The 20,103-nt window shown below is 38.6% G+C and carries 14 protein-coding genes; 2 read left to right on the forward strand and 12 right to left on the reverse strand.

Features of this window, described 5'->3' with window-relative positions; all coding sequences use genetic code 11:
* Positions 1-140 precede the first annotated feature (140 nt).
* The 5 genes from CBF29_RS12835 to CBF29_RS12855 all read right to left on the reverse strand — a co-directional run bounded on the left by CBF29_RS12835 (position 141) and on the right by CBF29_RS12855 (position 7,596).
* Entirely contained in the window at positions 141-1,088 is a 948-nt protein-coding gene (locus tag CBF29_RS12835; protein WP_126810105.1) for a 3'-5' exoribonuclease YhaM family protein, read from the reverse strand.
* A gap of 12 nt (positions 1,089-1,100) precedes the next feature.
* On the reverse strand, positions 1,101-3,764 hold the full coding sequence (locus CBF29_RS12840; RefSeq protein WP_126810106.1) for an AAA family ATPase: 2,664 nt from the start codon (positions 3,762-3,764) through the stop codon (positions 1,101-1,103).
* Positions 3,764-4,984 (reverse strand): metallophosphoesterase family protein, encoded by a 1,221-nt coding sequence (locus CBF29_RS12845; protein WP_126810107.1) that lies wholly within the window; start codon positions 4,982-4,984, stop codon positions 3,764-3,766. The genes CBF29_RS12840 and CBF29_RS12845 overlap by 1 nt, the downstream gene beginning before the upstream one ends.
* Positions 4,985-5,055: 71 nt before the next feature.
* Positions 5,056-5,400 carry a YlbF/YmcA family competence regulator gene (locus CBF29_RS12850; protein ID WP_126810108.1) on the reverse strand — a complete coding sequence of 115 codons (345 nt, stop codon included), beginning with the start codon at positions 5,398-5,400 and terminating at the stop codon, positions 5,056-5,058.
* Between the two features lie 78 nt (positions 5,401-5,478).
* Positions 5,479-7,596: a PBP1A family penicillin-binding protein gene (locus CBF29_RS12855; protein WP_126810109.1), complete on the reverse strand. Its 2,118-nt coding sequence runs from the start codon at positions 7,594-7,596 to the stop codon at positions 5,479-5,481.
* Between the two features lie 170 nt (positions 7,597-7,766).
* On the opposite strand from CBF29_RS12855, the gene CBF29_RS12860 reads away from it, so the two are divergent.
* Entirely contained in the window at positions 7,767-8,630 is an 864-nt protein-coding gene (locus CBF29_RS12860) for an RluA family pseudouridine synthase (protein WP_126810110.1), read from the forward strand.
* Between the two features lie 114 nt (positions 8,631-8,744).
* On the opposite strand, the gene CBF29_RS12865 is transcribed toward CBF29_RS12860, so the two are convergent.
* Complete coding sequence (locus CBF29_RS12865) at positions 8,745-10,256, reverse strand: phosphohexomutase domain-containing protein (protein ID WP_126810111.1); 1,512 nt, start codon at positions 10,254-10,256, stop codon at positions 8,745-8,747.
* A gap of 4 nt (positions 10,257-10,260) precedes the next feature.
* Positions 10,261-10,716, reverse strand: a complete 456-nt coding sequence (locus tag CBF29_RS12870; RefSeq protein ID WP_126810112.1) for an arginine repressor — start codon at positions 10,714-10,716, stop codon at positions 10,261-10,263.
* A 249-nt stretch (positions 10,717-10,965) separates the two neighbouring features.
* Between CBF29_RS12870 and argS the strand changes: the two genes are divergently transcribed.
* Positions 10,966-12,657 (forward strand): arginine--tRNA ligase, encoded by a 1,692-nt coding sequence (gene argS, locus CBF29_RS12875; protein WP_126810113.1) that lies wholly within the window; start codon positions 10,966-10,968, stop codon positions 12,655-12,657.
* Positions 12,658-12,694: 37 nt separating this feature from the next.
* Here the strand turns inward: argS and CBF29_RS12880 are convergent, their stop codons facing one another.
* From CBF29_RS12880 to CBF29_RS12900, 5 genes are all read right to left on the reverse strand, one after another.
* Entirely contained in the window at positions 12,695-13,207 is a 513-nt protein-coding gene (locus tag CBF29_RS12880; RefSeq protein ID WP_170170079.1) for a VanZ family protein, read from the reverse strand.
* Positions 13,208-13,532: 325 nt separating this feature from the next.
* Complete coding sequence (locus tag CBF29_RS12885) at positions 13,533-14,711, reverse strand: IS256 family transposase (RefSeq protein WP_126810115.1); 1,179 nt, start codon at positions 14,709-14,711, stop codon at positions 13,533-13,535.
* Between the two features lie 375 nt (positions 14,712-15,086).
* Positions 15,087-15,767 (reverse strand): CPBP family glutamic-type intramembrane protease, encoded by a 681-nt coding sequence (locus CBF29_RS12890; RefSeq protein WP_126810116.1) that lies wholly within the window; start codon positions 15,765-15,767, stop codon positions 15,087-15,089.
* Between the two features lie 330 nt (positions 15,768-16,097).
* Positions 16,098-17,147, reverse strand: coding sequence for a hypothetical protein (locus tag CBF29_RS12895; RefSeq protein WP_126810117.1), 1,050 nt, complete (start codon positions 17,145-17,147; stop codon positions 16,098-16,100).
* A gap of 610 nt (positions 17,148-17,757) precedes the next feature.
* Positions 17,758-20,103, reverse strand: a 2,346-nt coding sequence (locus CBF29_RS12900; protein ID WP_211334303.1) for a CAP domain-containing protein, incomplete at its 5' end; no start/stop codon positions are given.

Below are 20,103 nucleotides of genomic sequence, written 5' to 3' on the forward strand. Positions count from 1 at the left end.
GAGTTCGTTTGGTGTAAGATGGGTGTAGGTCATTTGTACTCACTCCTTATAATTCTTTGGATGGAACTATCTTGAGTGTAGCACAGATGACTTTTTTTATTTGTCTAGCTTAATTTTACTATCGGCGTTTTCAAAATAGCTTAGTCATTAAAATGAGGAAGATAAAAATTCCGATTATCCATCCCGAAAATACGCTCGGTCCTTTCGCCTGGGTTGATGGAACGTAACGCACCCAACATCATTTGAATCGACGCATCCATATTATCTAGTTGATGTAAAATTTCTGCTTCCAAAATTTGCGGACGAACTGGCGAGCCGTATTCCAAAAGTCCGTGATGAGACAGAACCAGATGTTTCAATATCAAGACATCTTCGCTGCGGTCATCGATTTTTAATGTTTGACATGTTTTTGTGATTTCCTCATCCACTATCACTAAATGTCCCAATAAATTCCCAGCCAAAGTATATTCAGTTGAGATAGGACCGGTCAGCTCGATAACTTTCCCTAAGTCGTGGAGGATGATGCCTGCATACAGAAGTGCTTTATTGATTTCCGGATAAAAATCCGTCAGGGATTTAGCTATTCGCAACATAGATAACGTATGATAAGCTAAACCGCCGGCAAAGGCATGATGATTTCTTTTAGCTGCGGGAAACTCAAAAAATTGCTGCTGATACTGGGAAAACAAATGGCGCACAATTCGATTCCAGTTAGCGTTAGTAATTTCAAAAATAGCACTGCTAAACTCGGCTTCCATTTCTTCCCGGGAAATCGGCGCCTTTTCCATATAAAGGCTGGGACTGTCCGGCTCGGTCTCCGTTGCTAAACGCATATTCAAGATTTTTATTTGAGGTGCCCCTTGGTAAGCTTCCCTCTTGCCCCCCAGCAAAACCACACGCCCTGCAGAAAACTTTTTGATTTCTTCCTCTGAAGCATCCCAGAACTTCCCGTCAATCGTACCGGAAGTATCTTGAAAGGTGAAGGCGATAAACTTCTTGCCATTTTTTGCCATCCGTACATCTGCATTTTTTAGTAAGACAAACATCTCAAATGTTTCATCAAGTACTAACTCTTTTAATTTTTTCATGGGGTACCTCCCTTAAAGTGATAATGTCTCAATTGCTTCTTTTGAAGCATAGTCAGCCAGTTCTGTATCAGAACTGAAGCAAACAATCTGTACGCTTTCTCCAAGACGCTTTAAAACCTTGAACAAGCTATGTTTTCTTTTTATGTCATAATGCAGCCAACTGTCGTCAATCATCAACGGTGCCAAGTGTTCCTCGCTATTCAAGAAAACAAAAGACAGACGCATCGCCATATACAATTGATCTCTTGTACCCGTAGATAATTCTTTGACCTGAAAGACTTGCCCTGACTGATGACGAACCAGTAAGTAGCCATCTTCAAAAAAACAATCTTCATAAGCGTTGACGGTCAACTCTTTGAAAAATGAGGCACAGGTCGACAGCAATGCTGGGAACTGCTGAGTCCCTAAAAAGTCTTGCACATCTTGAGCCAGCGAGTTTAAAAGCTTCTGGACAATCCATTCGGACTGCAGCTGGTTGATTTCATCTTTCAAGCCTGCTTCTTTCTGATATAAATCATTCAGCAGACCATCTGAGGCCATCTTCTGAATAGAAAATTTCATGCTCTCATACTTTTCTTGCGCCTGCTCTATTTCCCCTTGATGAGTCTCGACCTGAGAAGCTAGTTGCTCTTGTTGCTCTGTCAATTGGCTATGCTTATATACTTTCTCTAAATCAAATATATCTTCCAATTTTTGTTCTGTCAATTGTGCTTCGGAAACCATTTTTTTAAAGCTCTGGTATTCACCTACTAAAGTCGGCACGCTTTGAATGTCGTGTAAACCATAGTGATTCAGCAACGGCTGATATTCCTCAGACAATTGCTTCTTTTTGTCCTTAATTGATTGAAGTGTTTCCACTATCTGAAGCTTCCCGGAATTTTCAAGCACATACGCTTGTTTCTTTTCTTGCATTTCATAAATATAGTTGGAAACTTGTATCAATAATTGACCAAAATCTTCCTCTTCTACTTTGAACCACTCACTCAGCCAAAGATTTTTTTGCCGGTAGACATCCATTTCCCCTTGAAGTTCTATCATTTTTTCTGTCCCAGAAGTATACTGTTCAGTCAAATCAAACAAACGGTGCCGTAAGTTCAATTCATTCAACCAAGTTTCTATTGTGTGCTCATTGTTAAATTGAAATCTTTCGCTCAATCGTGCTTTTTTTTGTTCTAATCCTTCAGCATCTTTTGCCAATAGATTCATTTTATGTTCTAAATCACTGATTTCTCGGTCGATAGTTTTTAATTGAAGTGCACCTTCATCATAATTTTTTCGTCTTTCTAAAAAAAAGTAGCCATAATAACCAAACATCGTCACGGCAGACACTAATCCAAAAATGCCCACTACAGCTGTTTTCATTACCAAGCCAACGATTCCTAGCGCAAGAAACACCACGCCGGCAAGCAGAGGCAGAAAATTCCCCAAGGAACGCTGCTCTCTGCGGGAAATCTGTTTTTTTCCAGCCTGTTCCTTATCATGCTTCAACTGCTCACTTCTATCATTGTATAACTTTCGGTGATTGATGATACTCGTTTCTTTTTGTGCTAATGCAAGCATTTCCTCTGCCTCTGCATTCATGGGATAAAAATTCTTGTCGATAGCCGGAATTCCCAAATGCTCACGAAGGCTTTCCATATCAGCTTTTCTACTTCCTTGAAGCCTTTCTATAACTATCTTCTCTTGATTAAGTTCTTCCATTTCAGATTTTTCAGAGAGAAACTCCTGAAAACGCAACTCATTGTTTAGGAAAAAAGCAAACTTAGGACTTTCCACATCGCCATAATAGCGAAGTTGTTCTTCATGAATTTCCCTCTCTCGTTCAAGAAGCAAGTTAAAACGCTGGTAAGCTTCCTGCAGGACTTTGACATCTTGTTCGTCCAGTTCCTTATTTGTTACTCTGATCGTGTCCTTGAGTTTCTGATAGTTTTCCCACTCAGGTAATTGTTTCAGCTGCTTATTGATTTTTGCCAATTTTTCCCGTTCACCATCCAACTGCTGCTGTGTTTCTTGAATGGTTTGGTGTAGCTCTTGGGAGGCAATAATTTGCTGCTGATAAGTCGCTTCTAGCTGTTCCTTTTCAACGATTTTGTTTTTCAGCTCATCATATTGTCGGAGTAATTGGTTTAACAAGGGATTGCGTCCTCGAGGCTTGAAAATCTCCTGCATATTTTTTTGAAATCTCAACTGTTCAGTGACTAATTTTTTACTGCCAGTCAGGCCAATACTTAATAGCAGTGATTGCAATCGGTCTTCTCCCAATATTTGTAGATCATTTAATTGACTCTGTTCCAAACTATATACGTCATCAAAAAGTTCTCTCGTCAGCGGGGCCAGTATTTTTTGCAGAAACTCATCGTCTCCTTCTGGACCGTCCGCCACTTTCACTAAAGCTTTACCGCCATTTTCGGATTTGATACGTGTGACCGTCACTTCGCCGTATTGAGGATGAGAAAAAATCAAACTGCCCCCATACAAAGCATTGGATTTTGGCTGATAGTCTGCTGCACTGCTTTTTTTTCTGGGAAAACCAAAAAGTATTTCTCGGATAAAATGATAAATCGTTGACTTTCCTGCTTCGTTAGGACCGTAAATCAATGTAATCTCATCTGAAAAAGACATCTGCTGATTCACGATTTTCCCGAAACCGATAATATCCAGTTCCTTGATTCTCATCACTGGTCACCTCGCTTTGCGGCAAACAATTGCTGGAACTCTGTCATGACACGCTGAAGTAATTCCTCACGATGCTCCTCTGTGACACTCAAAAGCTGGGCGGAGGTAGACTGGCGATACAAATCATTGATTGCTTCTTGGAAAACTCCATCGGCTTCATAATTGCTCAACAATTGTTTTAATAAATCTTCGTCTAAATGCAACGTCATGTCAGGCTTTTCTTCCCCTTGCACACTCTTGATATCAAAAATCCAGTTTTTTTTGTTCGTTTTTTGATAAATATCTTGCTGGAGCAGATGAAGAAGCTCCTGCCTGTTTTGAATATTTTGCATAATATCGTTCAGCTGTTCGCTTCCATCGACCAGTACCAGCTTGACAAACGTCAATCCCTCTTCGTCCATCTCTGCCATGGTCTGTTCGCAACGGGAAATAAGTTCCTGCATCGTGTAAATCTGACTCACTTCTATTTGCACCTCTAGCCATGCCACATCATTTGCAGTTTCCCACGTGATATCAGTTTTAGCCCCATCAAATTCTGCCAAAACAAAATAGCCGCTGTTTTTTTCTTTTTGCGTGTGCTTTAATGTGCTGCCAGGATAGATAATCAAAGGATTATATTGAATTACTTGCGGTTGATGGATATGACCCAGCGCCCAATAATCGTAACCTTTGAACTTAGCAGCATCTAATGAAAAAGAACCGTAACGGTTGCTGCCAATCTGTCCGTGATAAAAACCGATATGATAATCTACTTGCCCATTACGGTAAGGAAATTCCTCCAACTTGGAGTCCTCCAGCCAGCGCTCCGTATAAGAAAAGCCGGTCACCGCAGTAGTCAAACCATCTCGGCAATTGATTTTTAACGTGGAGACTTGCTCATCTTCAAACACGATGACGTTGTCGGGAAATTCAAACCAGTATTTTTTTGGTTGAAAAAAATCATGATTGCCAAAAGAAAGAATCACCAAAATATCATGGGCTTTTAATCGTTCCATCTGTTCGATAAAAAAGCTTTGGGTTTGAATGGTCACTTGCGGTTGATGGAAAGTGTCTCCCACTAATAATAAAAAATCTATCTCTTCTTCGATTCCCCGTGTCACCATTGTTTCTAATGCTTGCTGATTTTGTTTTCTCAGCGCTTTTGACAACTCTTCCGGTATTTTTCCTAGGCCTTCAAAAGATTGGTCCAGATGCATATCCGCTCCGTGAATAAATTTCATTCTATCCCACCCCCTGCGATTGTCCTTACAAAAAAAGGTTGTCTCTCAAACGAAATGAGACAACCCTTTTACTAATCTTCGTATAATTCTTTTACAGGTGTCATAATGATTCGGTTTAAATCATTTACGATGGTACTGAATGCTTGCTCTTTCATCATCAAGTCATTGATCTTTGGTGAAGCTTGAACCTTTTCTGTCAATTCCTGTGCTTGTTTTGCATCTTCATCAGTGAATTCTTCACCGCTCATTTGTTTCTCCTGAAAAGATATCTGTAAATTTTGAAATTTTTTAAACAAATCAAAAGCTTCAGCATCTTCTTTAACTTCATTAAAGGCATCCTTTAAAGCTAGAAACTCTGGAAGCTGACGGATTTCTTTTTCAATTTGATTGGCGCTGTCATAAATATTTACTGTCATTAATTTGCCTCTTTTCATTTATTGTTTTACTGTCTTCCATTGTACCATCATCTAAACAGTTTTCCTAGAAGAACCAGTCTACCAATTATCTTTAACCGAATTCCACCAATTGCTCACTTTGTCTTTGACTTTTCCGGCACCTTCTTTGATTTTATCTCCCCAATAATCGGCGCCTTCTTTAAGCTGATTTTCCAAGTCCTCCAACTCTGACTCACTCAGTAAACCTTCTGATTCGGTATTTACATTTCCAACATCGAACTGAGTACCCGGTGAATTCGGTAAAATCCTTTCTGCTTGATCTTTGAAAAGTTGAGACAATATCTGACCACTGGAACCCGTCAGATAGTGATCTGGCCCACTTTCATCAAAGCCCATCCATGTGGCAATAACCACATCTGGCGTGTAGCCGATAATCCATTGATCCTTTGAACTGCCGGCCGCTGCAATATTTTCTGTTGTCCCTGTTTTTCCTGCCATGTTATAACCATAAGGCTGTGCACTGACACCCGTCCCGTTGGTAAAAACACCTTGAAGCATACTGGTCATATCATTCGCAATTTTTTTAGATGTGACTGATTTTTCCCGGGGATGTTCATTTTCATAAACAATGGCCCCTGAAGCATCTTCAATCTTGCGAATAAATCTCGCCGGCATCTGTTTTCCCTCATTTGCAAAAACTGCATAAGCATTGGCCATCTTCATCGGTGAGGTTCCCTTGGTCATTCCCCCAAGTGCTAATCCATGATAATGATCTTCTTTGACTAAACTAATACCAAATTTTTCAACTTTTTTGGCTCCTGTATCAATGCCCACCTCATGAAACAGCCAAACGGCAGAAGCATTTAAACTTTGCTCCAACGCCAAATGAAGAGGGACATCGCCGCGATAAATTTTGTCATAGTTTTCCACATCATAATAAGATAATTTTTCATCCTTTAATATGGAATCTGCTGTGTAGCCAGCCTCAAGTGCCGGCGTGTAGACAGCTAATGGTTTCATCGTCGACCCGGGTGAAAGGCGAGATTGTGTGGCTCTGTTCAATCCTAGAACAGTCTTCTCCCCCCGTCCGCCCACAACAGCCTCAACTCCACCTGTTTTTGGGTTGACAGCGATGGAAGCACCTTGCACCATGGCATTATCTGAAGGGGCATTGCCTGGAAACAAATAATCATTTTGAAAAGAAGTATCCATCCCCTGCTGATAATTTTGATCAAGATACGTATAAACTTTATAACCTTTATTTTGTAAATCCTCCGGAGAAATTTTCGCTTTCGCTTCTGCTTCTCTCAGCACTTCATCAAAGTAGTAAGGGTAGCGGTAACTATCCGTACTCACTTGATAATTATCGCTAATATAAAGAGGGGCTTGTTTCAGCTGTGCAGCCTCTGTCTCGTCCATCTTTTCGTTAGCCACCATGGAATCAAAAACAACATCCCGTCTGGCAATGGCATTGTCATAGTGATCGATAGGATTATAAATTTCGGGTCCTTTTAGCATACCTACCAACACCGCAGCTTCATCCTTTGTCAAATCCGCTGCCGGTTTGGCAAAATACCGGTGAGAAGCATCTTCGATTCCCCAAACACCGTTTGCCATATAAATATTATTTAAATACATCTCTAAAATTTCATCTTTTGAATATTTTTTCTCGATTTCAATCGAAAGAAACAACTCTCTGGCTTTACGGGTCAGCGTTTGATCCAAAGTTAAATAAGCATTCTTTGCCAGCTGTTGGGTGATGGTACTCCCACCACCGGTAATCCTGCCGGAGGTGACTCTACCGACCACCGCCCGAAGAATCCCTTTGATATCGTAACCGTTATGGGTATAAAAACGTCGGTCCTCTGTAGAAACCAAAGCATCGACAACATGGGGAGAAACTTGATCCAGAGTGACCACTGTCCCCTTCTGACCATGAAACATGCCTGCTTCCTGATCGCTTTTATCATAAATCACCGTCCGCATTTCTAAACCGTCTTTCAGCATGCCGACATTTTGTGTTTTTGCCAAGTAAAACAAATAAATACTCGTTACCAAGACGACTGTCAAGCCCAATAAAAGTATAATTTTATTGACTTGATATTTTTTCCAAATTCGTTTGCGCCACTGATGAAAGCGACTCAAATAAGGTTTGAGCCATGCCCAAAAGGTTTTCAGGTACTCACCTATTTTGTGCAATATATGTTTAAAGTCCATGATACTCCCTCGTTTTCAATAATAATATCTTGTTCATTCTATCATATTTTAACTGAAAACCACTAATACCTAAGACGGATTTAACTGATTTAGAACATTTTTAACATATCTTCTAACTTTTTTAAAACTTATGTTACAATACTTAAAAAACAAAAAGGAATAATTGACATATGAAATTCAGTATTATCTTACCTTCACATTTTGAATCCCGCGATATCCGCTCACTTTTAGAAAGCCATTGGCTGGTGCCGAGAAAAGTCCGTCATTTTTTACGCAGCAGAAAAAATGTCTTGGTTAATGGCGAAGTTAAAATGTTTCATGAACTTGTACACGCTGGCGATAAAATCACCCTAATCTTTGAGCCTTCAGATTATTCAACTCCGGATATCTTGCCCGGTGATAAACAACTGGTACAAACAATAGTTGAAGATGAACACCTCATCATTGTGGAAAAGCCTGTCAAAATGAAAACTCATCCCAATCAACCGGATGAAAATGATACTTTACTCAACCATCTGGCTGATTACTTGGCAGAAAAAAATCAGATACCTTATGTCGTTCACCGCTTAGATAAAGAAACCAGCGGATTGATTTTGTTTGCAAAGAACCCTTTTATTTTACCAATATTAGGACGCATGATGGAGCAAAAATCAATAAAAAGAGTCTATCAAGCGATTGCCCAAGGAGAAATCAAACAAGAAAATTTCACTATTAGCGAAAAAATCGGCCGGGACAGACATGACAAGCGTAAAAGAATCATTGACAATCGTCGCGGACAATACGCCGAAACAAACGTCACTGTCCATAAGAAAACAAAACAACAATCGTTTTTAACTTGTTCGCTCGCCACTGGCCGTACACATCAGATACGTGTGCATCTGCAAAGTATCGGACACCCGGTCATCGGTGATCCGCTGTATAACCCTTCTTTTCAAAAGGCCCACCGCTTAATGCTCCACGCCCATGAATTAAGTTTTATTCATCCTTTGACGGAAGAACAGATACACGCTCAAAGCACCTTTTCTTTATGGTGAAAAATAATGGGATAGACAGACAACAAACAGACCCCCAAACGTTAGAAAATCACGCTAACGTTTGAGGGTCTTTATTCTGATTTGAGTCTTTTTTATTATAAAGAAACTATGTGATTATTTTAAGACATCCAGCAAGGCATCCAAATCCAGTTCAGGAAAAACCTCAAAGAACTCCTTCAATTTTTCAAAAACTCCGATATTTTTACCTGCCACATCATTTTCTACTTGCAATACCAGCAAAGGTTCATGAAGACTCATGCGCAATAAAAACCACCCTGACCCGTCTTCTCCGCGAAGATTTGCACGAATACCTTCTTCATTCTCCGGGTCGATTGACCAATCAGGAATCTTTTCGATGAAATCTGCCATCACATCGATAACTTCCATCCCTTTTTGACGGTAATTCTCATCGTTGATACGAAAACGGACTTCCTGAGTTTCCGCCGGCTGTTTCAAGTCAGCAATCAAATCATTTAAGGAACGCCCTTCTTCCGACAGCTTTGGCAGCAACATCAATATTTTTGCAACCACATATGCCCCGTCATCAAGGAAATAATTTTCCTTGAATGCTGCGTGCCCGCTAGTTTCGATAGCCAACTCTGTCTGGATTCCCTGCTTATTCAATTCTATTGCTTTATTGATGACATTTCGATAACCGCTCAAGTAGCGCACTTGTTTCCCACCTAAAAGCTCAATAAAATCTTTCAAGTGACTGGACGTAGGAGAGTTGGTCACAATCGAAGTGCCCGGATGCTCTCTTAGCACGATTTGCGCCAAGGCCGCAATTAGATTATTGCGGTTCAAAGCACTGCCGTCTTTAGTGACCACAGCTGCCCGGTCGACATCTGTATCAAAAATCACACCCAAGTCTGCACCGTTAGCAAGCACTGCCTGTTGAATACTAGCCATAGCTTCTTTATTATCAGGATTAGGCATATGATTAGGAAATGTCCCGTCAGGGGTCAAAAACTGACTTCCCTCTGTTTTAGCACCTAAAGCCCCCAGTACTTTTTCGGCAAAAAAGCCACCGGCGCCATTCCCTGCATCAACGATGATATGAAAATCCTTTAACGGAAACTCTTCTCCATCGCCGATTCCCTGACGAATCTTAGTCACAAGATCTTGGGCATACTCAGTAATCAAATCCTTTTTTATCACAGTCCCTGTTTTTGACGACTGCGGAAAAGCTTGCGTCCCATAATCTAAAATAAACGTGATATCTTCATGCTCCGCCCCTCCGTCTTTTGTGAAGAACTTCAAGCCATTAAAATAATACGGCAAATGACTGGCGGTAATCATGATACTCGCATCACTATCAAATGAATCAAACTGTGTTGCCATGAACATCGCAGGTGTGGTTGACAATCCTGTATCAATTACATCTACACCATGAGCGACAAAAGTTTCAATCAAACTTTCTTTCAGCCCTGCCCCTGACAACCGGCTATCCTGCCCAACAGCAATAGTCGCAGCTGATAAATCAACGTTCTTCTTCTCTTTCAGCCAATGAAGTACGCCCACACCGATTTTTTTTGCTTCTAAGGGAGTCAAATTAGCTTCCTCATCTTTTGTAGTAATTGAAATTCCCCGAATGTCTGAGCCATTTATCAAATCTTTTAAAGACATCTCTCTACTCCTTCTCTATAATTGTTTCCAATTGTTCTTTGAATAGTGTTGCTTGCTCCTCGCTGACCAAAATAATAATCACTGTGTCTGTTCCGGCAATCGTGCCCGCCACTTCAGCGAAATGAGCTTCATCAATCAAAGCCGCCACCATGTTAGCCGTCCCTAACTGAGTGTGCAGAATCAACATGAACTGGACCTGAACGATATGAGAAACCATCTCTGCAATGATTTCTTCCAGCTCCAAGGCATTAGCCCTTTGTTCTTCTAATTGAACGTATCGGACTTTTCCTTGTGCGTCATGACGCTTGACAATCCCCAACTCACGGATATCACGGGAAATCGTCGCTTGTGTGGCTATCACTCCTTGTTGACTCAATATTTGAATCAACTCGTCTTGAGTTTCAATGCTTTGCTCATTTAATAAACTTAAAATCAATCGATGTCGATCAGCTTTTTTCATCGCAGTCCCCTCTTTCGAATTTAACGGTTTAATTATAGCATAAGTTGAATATGAGATTCGATTAATTCCTGTTTGAAAACAACAAATCACATCCATTTGATAATTATCACCTTTCTCCGTAGACCCTGTCTATACTCTACGAATAAAAGATAGGATTTCATTCATTTTTTTGCTATAATGTCATTTGGTATCTGTATTGAAGCATGACAGTAAATAAAGCAATCGTTTTTTTATTTTAGGAGGCACATTATGAATGGAAAAAAAGTAATCGCAGCTGCTTTGGAAAAAGCATTAAAAGACTACTTGACCTTAGATGACATCACACAATTAATTGAACAACCAAAAATCAGCGAACACGGAGACTTGGCTTTCCCTGTTTTCTCACTGGCAAAAATCATGCGCAAAGCTCCTCAGATGATTGCCCAAGAGATTGCTGAACAGCTTGACCCAAATGATTTTGAGGCAATCAATGTGGTCGGTCCTTACATCAATTTCTTTTTGAAAAAAGATCAAGTCAGTGAGGCCACATTTAAACAGATTTTGTCAGAAGAAAATCACTACGGCGACAAAACGATTGGTGACAATCGTATGGTTCCTATCGACATGTCCTCTCCCAATATCGCCAAACCGATGTCAATGGGACATTTGCGTTCCACTGTGATCGGCAACAGCATTGCGCTGATTTTAGAAAAAATCGGCTACCAGCCATTTAAAATCAATTATATCGGCGATTGGGGCACTCAATTCGGCAAACTGATTGTTGCCTACAAAAAATGGGGCTCAGAAGAAGCCGTCAAAAAAGATCCGATAAAAGAGCTGCTGCGTTTGTATGTAGATTTCCATGAAGAAGCTGAAACCGATCCTAGTCTGGAAGACGAGGGACGTGCTTGGTTTAAAAAACTGGAAGATGGGGACGAGGAAGCCACCCACTTATGGCAGTGGTTCCGCGAAGAATCTCTAAACGAATTTCAACGTATTTACGATTTGCTGGAAGTCACATTTGATTCTTATAACGGCGAATCTTTTTACAATGACAAAATGGCTTACCCTATCCAGCTGTTGGAAGAAAAACAGCTGTTGACATCTGATGCCGGGGCAGACATCGTTGATTTGTCCGCTTATGATTTAAATCCGGCACTGATTAGAAAATCTGACGGAGCCACCTTGTATATCACCAGAGATTTGGCATCCGCTCTTTACCGTAAAAAAACTTATGATTTCATCAAAGCTTTGTATGTGGTGGGCAATGAGCAGTCGATTCACTTCAAACAACTAAAAGCGGTGTTGAAAGAGATGGGCTACGATTGGTCTGAAGATATCATCCATGTTCCTTTTGGACTGATCACCAAAGACGGCAAAAAGTTGTCCACACGTAAAGGGAAAATCGTCCTGTTAGAAGAAGTTCTCCAAGAAGCAATCACCCTAGCCAAAGCGCAAATAGAAGAAAAAAATCCGACTTTGACTGACAAAGATGAGATTGCCCGTCAAGTGGGTGTAGGGGCAGTCATTTTCCATGATCTTAAAAATGACCGCCTGAATAACTTTGATTTTTCACTAGAAGATGTTGTGCGTTTTGAAGGAGAAACAGGACCTTACGTGCAATATACCCATGCCCGCTGCGCTTCTATCCTGCGTCGGACCCATTGGGAGAAAAAAGCTGATCAAACTTACCAGCTTAATGATACAGATAGTTGGGAAGTCATCAAATTACTACAGGCATTTCCGCAAGCAATCGAGAGGGCCGCAGAGAAATACGAGCCGTCTGTCATGGCTAAGTACGTCATCGATTTGGCACAAACATTTAATAAATATTATGCCCATGTAAAAATCGTCCATGACGATGAGCAGCAAGACTCACGTCTGGCTCTAGTACAATCTGTAGAGATGGTTCTAAAAGAAGGGCTGCGCCTCCTAGGCGTTCACGCACCTGAAGAAATGTAAAAAAAAGACGAAGCTGCCAAATCGCAGTTTCGTCTTTTTAATTTAGCCAAAGCATATATCCCAAAAAGGTGATTGACACAATCCCTAGAACCACACCCAAAAAGTTCAGAACTTTATTGAGCCTTGTTTTGTTTCGGAAAATCAATTCCAATAAATCATACAAAATCAAACCGCCCAGTCCGCCTAAAGTATTGTTGATTACGTCTGTGATATCGCTGCCGCCGATTGACCAAACATATTGCATGGTCTCAAAGGACACGCTGATGGCAAAAACCAAAAATAACTTTGTCATGAATCCTCGTTTAGGCATCACCATAGACAACAACAAACCCAAAGGAATAAAAATCAAAACGTTGTAGATAATTTCTTTCATATCTATTCGGCCATTGACAATGCTGGAAGCACCGTAGGGAATAAGATTTAAATTACGCATATTGGGTAACTCGTCTAAAGATAATGATAACTTAAACAGTACGATCCAAGTCAATAAAGCTAAATAAATCAACAGAAGGACGGTGGACAGTAATCGTTGTTTTGTTTCATGTTTCATCTTGATCAACTCCTCCCCCTCATTATAGAAAATTACTGCTGAGACTGCCATAGGACCTAAGAACGAAAAACAACTCCGTCTCTCTGCCTAACTTTACCTCATAACGTCAAATTACCGTGGCGATTTTGAAAAAACTCCCACTCCAAACTTTGCGTCAACAGTATCAAGGGATAGGTCATGCTAATATTTAAAATAATATTATCTACAGAACTAGTTAATGTTACAGAATAAGAATGTTTAAGCACAGTTTTGAAGATTATAAAAAAGTCATTTTTGTCAAGTCCATAATTTCGTGTAAAATACCATACAATGTTTCACTGCTCTCTCAGTGTTCAAACTTAATATACTTTCTTGTAGAACTAATCCATTCATCATGGAGCTCCATCAGGACAGTCCCAATCAATCGATTGGCTGATGCACGATTAGGAAAGATACGAATAATCTTTTCTCTTCTGCGTACTTCTTGGTTCAGTCGTTCAAGAAGGTTGGTGCTTTTCAGTCGATGGTGCCCAGTGCCGATAACTGCGTATTGAAAGGCATCTTCGAAGCCATTACCGTTATCCAAGGTCTCACAAACTTTCGTATATTTGCTTTGGTCGCTATAGCCGGCAACGATTCGATTTTTAGCGTCTCGTGCTGAATCAATATCTGTCATCTTAAAGATGGCTTTAACCGCTTCTCGAAAAGGTTTTGAGTTCTTCTTTGGAATGGTAGTCATGATATTCCTTAAGAAGTGTACTTGGCATCTTTGCCAACTTGTGTTGGTAAATGACTTACGAATCGCAGAAACTAATCCTTTATGGGCATCAGAGATGATAAGCTCGGTTCCTTGCAAGCCACGTTCTTTGAGGTATTCAAAGAACGTGGACCATGTGTCGTCGCTTTCTTCGTTTTGAATCATAAAGCCAATGATTTCGCGGTTCCCGTCTTCGCTTATCCCAATCGCAATGTGGCAGCTTTTAGAAAGCACCCGATGGTCCTCACGAACTTTTATGTAGAGAACATCTGTCATTAAGTAAGGATAATTTGTACCTGAGAGTGAATGGTTCTGCCATTGCGTAACTATGGGGTCCAACTGTTCAGTAAGACTAGAGACGAAAGATTTGGAGACTGATTTCCCACAGAGTTCTTCGACAATTTTAGAAACCTTACGAGTAGAAACACTCGAAACATACATCTCAAGCATGGAAGCAAGTAGCGCTTTTTCGTTTCGCTGATAGCGCTCAAACACCGACGGTGAAAATCCGCCATCACGTGTTCTAGGCACTTTTAATTCAAGGGTTCCGATACGGGTTGTAAACTCTCGCTCATAGTAGCAATTTCGTTGGCTTTGACGGTTTTCTAATCGTTCGTAGTCCTCAGCTTGAATGTATTCCGTTCGTTGGTTTTCCATTAACTGGTTGAATACTGTGGTCAAAATATTTTTAGACACATCATCTTTTACCGAATGTTCTATAATTCTTTGAACCTCTTCGCTTTTCAGTGTAAAATGTACTTGGGTCATGTAAAGTCCTCCTAGGTATGTTTTAGTGGTTTAAAACATTGTACCGTGAATGGGCTGTCACATGACCTTTTATCTTTTACACAATTATATGGACTTTATCCAAGTGACACAACCTCGGTTGGTTTCTTGCTTTTATTTCAGTATTAAAATGGTATAGCAACACTTTTTTGACAAAAATAATAAACGGCTATTTTCATCTTGCGTTATTCGATAATGACTTTAGTTAAATGGTTTAAAAAATTCGTCTTTAAAAATCGATAGTATCGCTAGTCATGCGCCTATCAGCTAGTATGGATAGGTCAATTCTTCATTGAAAATATGCAGTGTTAGACTAACTACAGAAGACTCAAAATTTACCCTCTCCAAATTTCCAGCTTACCCTAAGGAACTTAGTCCGATAATAATCATGTCAAATAACACATGGGCGCTCAACATCATCAGAGGTCTTTCTGTTTTTTTCCAGAGATAACCATCTATAATGCTTGGAACTCCGATTGCAAAAATACATTGTAAAAAATTAAAATCATAGGTCGTCAAATGCAGCAGGCCAAACAGGAGTGAAACCACTAGCCAAACGAGCCAATATTGTTTTTTTCTATTTTTATCATAACGAACTCCTTTGTATAACACAAAAAAAGACGCTAGTTTAACGGCTTCCTCCCCGGCCAACGACCAGACAAGATTTAAAATATCAAGGATTGAAACGGAGGTGGAACCTATCGGGTTGTCTACGGCTGGAGAAAATCGATCAACAACCGCAATCATAATCAAAGATATCGCAAAGTTTAACAACGTCAAGCCCAGCAAAAGAAAAACCCCTTTACCTATGCTTAATTTAGGTTTCTCCTTCTTCCACAACATGGCCACAATAAATACAAATGTCACTGGACCAACAACAGTAAGTAAAGAATGGCTGATAAAACTATATGTAAATTTAAAAGTAGGCACAAAGAACATCAACAGTTGCATCAACAGAAAAAAAAGCAAGAGGATGAAGGTTCCATTTATCAAAGCTTTACCTATTTTTTGATTGGTTTGAAGGTTATTTTTAGTCATAAAATGCTCCTATCGAGTTTATTGAGAGTTGTAAGCCCTGCTACAATACTCTGTTTGTACAGCAATTTCGCATCGAACAAGTGTTATCCATCAGAAAAGTGTTCTGCTACAGATTTTTTCGATTCATTTTTTGAGGACTTAAATTTTATACGCCCAGAGAGAAAGTAGGCATCATAATGTAATCATTTCCCTCCTTAATTCCGTGTAGACATGCATTGCAAAGAGAGTTCAAGGCGTCTTGGAATCCAGCGTTTAATCAGCTGACCGTACGATTTAGTATCACCCACATATTTTCTGGTGAATCCTTGCAAAGATTATAGAGTATGTAAATTATTTAAACTTTTCTTTCAAACTCTTACTTAATTCATAACTTAAAATATCCATCCTGCCCTTTTGATCTACTATCCCACTAAAGTACACGCTATGTCCTCTGACTCCAAAAAACTGTTGAGTCCCATCAACATAAAATGAGAAATCATAGCCATTTACTCCTTCTGTAATCGTCCACTGATCAATCTCTTGTTCATAATTAGGTCGATATTCAAGTATGTGAGTTAACAATTCGATGGGATCCGCTTCGATCTTTGTATTATCAAAATAAGCCCATAACTCTGTTGTTAGCTGTTCGTCAAGCTCCCAATTAGCTTTTATTCTTGAACCGTCTTCCGGTGCTGTCAAAGAATACTCGCCTTTCCAGATTTCATCATCAGTGGTTGCAAATATTCGAGTCGAATTTGTAGTTGCAGATAATCTAAAAGATGTACTCTCATTGGCATATTCTGGCAAAATCTCCATCGTTCCCACTTTTTCAATTACCATTTGTTTGCCTCCTAGTCCACCTTGTTCATGTTTAACCAAAATTTTATTAGCAAAATTTTGAAATGCCTTTGCATTAGTCGTAACATAGCGATAACTAAACTGATCTAGGTCGTCTCTAACTGATTCTTCTTCCTCCATAGATATATCATCAATGATATTACCGGAAAATGAAGATATATTATTATCTGATGTATCAGTGCTCTCCTCATAGATGATATCACCAGTTGTTTTTAGATGAAACGAAGCAAGCAAACTATTTTCGTTTAGCACAGGCATTAAAGAAAGGATCTCCCCTGAAAACTCCCCTTTTTCTTTTGATTCTAAATCAATTGAAATAGAATATGAATCTGTATTCAAGTCTGAAGTAAGTGTTTGTTTGCCCGCTTTCATAAACAAGACATACACACGTTTTCTTATAACATTTTCGCTAAAATCTTTTATTCTTTTCCCTTTTTCAAATGAAGTAGATGTGCTATCGTCTTTTACTTTCGATGTCAATGATTGAACACTTTCCACTGCCTGTTCACTTTTTTTTTCTGTTTTTAAATTGGGAGTGTTCATTTTAGTACAACCTACCAATAAAAACAAACTTATTGATAAAACCAACTATTTAAGCATGTTTTCCCTCCTTTTATTTATTATATATTACTAAAAATCGAAAACAAGTCTAGAAACATGTCTTTAACCATTGTGCTTTACCCATTTATAGTCAGATTCTTCTTGTTTTTGGTTTACTGCTTTTTGCAACCTTTAGATTTCCGCTCAGATTTTTCCAAACAAACGTCATTGTTTACTGATTTATTGCTTATTTAATTCCTTCTCTTTTTCTTTCACATTTGTTTTTGTCACGTTACCTTTTTATGCTCAAGCAGGTTAGCCTCATTTGGAGTTGTCCCAAATCTATGCTAGCGTCAAGCATCAAGCTGCTTCAAAAAAGGATGAGACATAATAACCGTCTCATCCTTAAATCGATTTATAGTTTTGGTTTTAGTGACTGATAATTTCGATAGAATTCATCTGAATTTCGATTTATTTCGTTAATAACCTATTTATTAATAAAAGATAATAGTCATTTGTTTCATCATAGTATGTTGATTAAGATTCAACATACTATGATTTTTGTATAACCAATTTTGTATAGTAGCCTCTCATATCCTTGAAGGAAATGAATTTAAGACCATGTTGATTGTTTTCCACCAAAGATTGTTACCGCATATGCTGCGCCTTTTCTATCAACATAAATTGCGAATCCAACATATTCATACATGCTATTTAACATATTCTTATTATGCCCTTCACTCTTTTGCCACATATCTAAGAATTTAGCTGCTACATCTTCTGCTGATAATCTTCCAACTGATGCCATTGCAATATTTTCACCTAATGCAGAAAACCCAATATTTTGTTCGCCTTGCACTTCCTTAATTACAGATGTATATGACGTTCCATCAGGTCTTTGATGATCAAACACTTCTTCAATTTCTTTAGCTCTAATGATTGTACCATTTGTTAAATAAGGATTAATTTGTAGAGGATTAACACCTTTTTCAGCTCGATAGTCGTTTAACATATCCACGAAGATGTCCATTGCTCTTTGAAGTTCTTTTTGACTATCTCCAACCGATGGAAGTTTAATCTTGATTGTCGTAGATTTATTTTGACCAGCTACAACTTCACCCGTTAAATCACCACTCATGTATTCACCATGTCCATAACCAAGATCCGCTAATGTAACTGAATATGTGCCTTCGTCGAATGATAAAGTGATTAAATCAATATTTGTAAGGTTTTGATTATAAATATTAAATGTGATTGATCCTTGTTTTTTTGGTTCATTGTTCTTATCAGATACTTTTTTAGCATCTGCAAGAATCCGAGTAATTTCATCACTTGATTTTGCATTGTTAATCAAGTTTGTGAAGTGCTCTTTTTGATTTTTAAGGTTAAAACCTTCTAATTCATTGAGAGCATCTTGTTTAGCTTTAGCCAATTTTTCAGCCTCAGCTTGTTCTTTTTGATCTTTTTCGGCCTGTTTAGCATTTCCAACAATGGTATTAACTTCTTGGATTGATGTGGCTTGATTTACTTGATCAATAAAATATTGAGTATTATTCAAGTCTAACGCTTGAATCTGTTTAATTGCAGTTTCTTTAGCACTTTTCAATTCTTGAACTCCATTATTTTTATCAGAATGATTTGTAGCATTTGTTTTAATTGTATCAATTTCTTTAATTGAAGTTGCATTCTGAACTGCTAGAGTATAGGCATTTAGCTCGTCTTTAGTTAAATTCAACGTTTTTAGATAAGCAATTGCTTTGTCTTTAGCGGATTGAAGTGTTTGTTCTGCATCATTTGCATCAGATTGTATTTTCGCATTAGAAGCGATTGATTTAATTTTTTCAACCGTTTGCGCTTCATTAACTTGGTTAATAAATCTCGTCATTTCATCATTAGTAAGATTCAAACGTTTAATGTCGTTAATTGCTTTAGTTTTAGCATCACTTAATTCTTTTTCAGAAGCATCATTTACATCTGAAACTTTTTGTGCATCTTCAACAATGCCTTTAACTTCACTAATTGATTTTGCGGCGTCTACTTGGGAAATAAACGTTGCTTTAATTTCATCTTTTAAATTCATTGCTGAAATTTTTGATTTAGCATCATTTTTAGCATCTACAAGTTGTTGTTCAGATGCCGTTTGATCATTTTTATCAGAGGTGACTTTTGCATCTAAAATGATAGTATCAATTTCATCTTTAGATACGGCATTATTAATTTGTTTAACAAATGATTGTTTTTCACTATCTTTAAGATTTAATAAATCAAGTTGTTTGATTGCATTTTGCTTAGCTTCAGTTAGTTCTTTTTCAGCAGCATCATTCACATCTGAAACTTTTTGCGCCTCTTCAACAATTGATTTAACGTCGTTAATTGTTTTAGCACCATCAATTTGAGATGTAAAAGCTGTTTTTTCCTCATTTGTTAAGTTCATACTACCAATTTTTATTTTTGCATCTGCTTTTACATCAGAAAGTTGTTGTTCAGACGTTGCTTGATCATTGTTATCAGAAACTGCTTTTGCGTCAGAAACAATAGTCTTAATGTCATCTTGTGACTTAGCAACATTAATTTGATCTACAAATGCTTGTCTTTCATCATCTTTTAAATTCAATCCATCAAGTTGTTTAATGGCTTCATTTTTAGCTTCTTCCAATTCTTTTTCCTGCGCAGCCGCATTTTTATTTGCTTCATTTTGTGCTCTGGCAGATTCTAAAGTTGACATGATGGTTTGAATATCATTAACTGAGCCGATTGCTGACGTAAAACCTTCAATCTCACTTGGTGTCAACTCCGTTAATTTAGCTAACTCATCCAACGCTTCATTTTTAGTTTTTTGTAATAGAGCTGCCTGTTCATTTGCTTCTTTATTAGCTGTATTTTGGGCATTCGCTTGATTTAGAATATTTTGCACAACTTCAATAGATGGAGCACCATTTATTGCATTTGTATAGTGAGC

Origin of the sequence: Vagococcus elongatus (assembly GCF_003987645.1) — a bacterium.
GTDB classification, from domain to species: Bacteria; Bacillota; Bacilli; order Lactobacillales; family Vagococcaceae; genus Vagococcus_A; species Vagococcus_A elongatus.

What these genes read in the sequence shown, in the direction of transcription:
- CBF29_RS12835 (WP_126810105.1), bottom strand. Translation starts at nt 1,088, where the DNA reads ATGAAAAAATTAAAAGAGTTAGTACTTGATGAAACATTTGAGATGTTT.
- CBF29_RS12850 (WP_126810108.1), bottom strand. Translation starts at nt 5,400, where the DNA reads ATGACAGTAAATATTTATGACAGCGCCAATCAAATTGAAAAAGAAATC.
- CBF29_RS12895 (WP_126810117.1), bottom strand. Translation starts at nt 17,147, where the DNA reads ATGAACACTCCCAATTTAAAAACAGAAAAAAAAAGTGAACAGGCAGTG.
- CBF29_RS12870 (WP_126810112.1), bottom strand. Translation starts at nt 10,716, where the DNA reads ATGAAAAAAGCTGATCGACATCGATTGATTTTAAGTTTATTAAATGAG.
- CBF29_RS12880 (WP_170170079.1), bottom strand. Translation starts at nt 13,207, where the DNA reads ATGAAACATGAAACAAAACAACGATTACTGTCCACCGTCCTTCTGTTG.
- argS (WP_126810113.1), top strand. Translation starts at nt 10,966, where the DNA reads ATGAATGGAAAAAAAGTAATCGCAGCTGCTTTGGAAAAAGCATTAAAA.
- CBF29_RS12890 (WP_126810116.1), bottom strand. Translation starts at nt 15,767, where the DNA reads ATGACTAAAAATAACCTTCAAACCAATCAAAAAATAGGTAAAGCTTTG.
- CBF29_RS12840 (WP_126810106.1), bottom strand. Translation starts at nt 3,764, where the DNA reads ATGAGAATCAAGGAACTGGATATTATCGGTTTCGGGAAAATCGTGAAT.
- CBF29_RS12860 (WP_126810110.1), top strand. Translation starts at nt 7,767, where the DNA reads ATGAAATTCAGTATTATCTTACCTTCACATTTTGAATCCCGCGATATC.
- CBF29_RS12855 (WP_126810109.1), bottom strand. Translation starts at nt 7,596, where the DNA reads ATGGACTTTAAACATATATTGCACAAAATAGGTGAGTACCTGAAAACC.
- CBF29_RS12845 (WP_126810107.1), bottom strand. Translation starts at nt 4,984, where the DNA reads ATGAAATTTATTCACGGAGCGGATATGCATCTGGACCAATCTTTTGAA.
- CBF29_RS12865 (WP_126810111.1), bottom strand. Translation starts at nt 10,256, where the DNA reads ATGTCTTTAAAAGATTTGATAAATGGCTCAGACATTCGGGGAATTTCA.
- CBF29_RS12885 (WP_126810115.1), bottom strand. Translation starts at nt 14,711, where the DNA reads ATGACCCAAGTACATTTTACACTGAAAAGCGAAGAGGTTCAAAGAATT.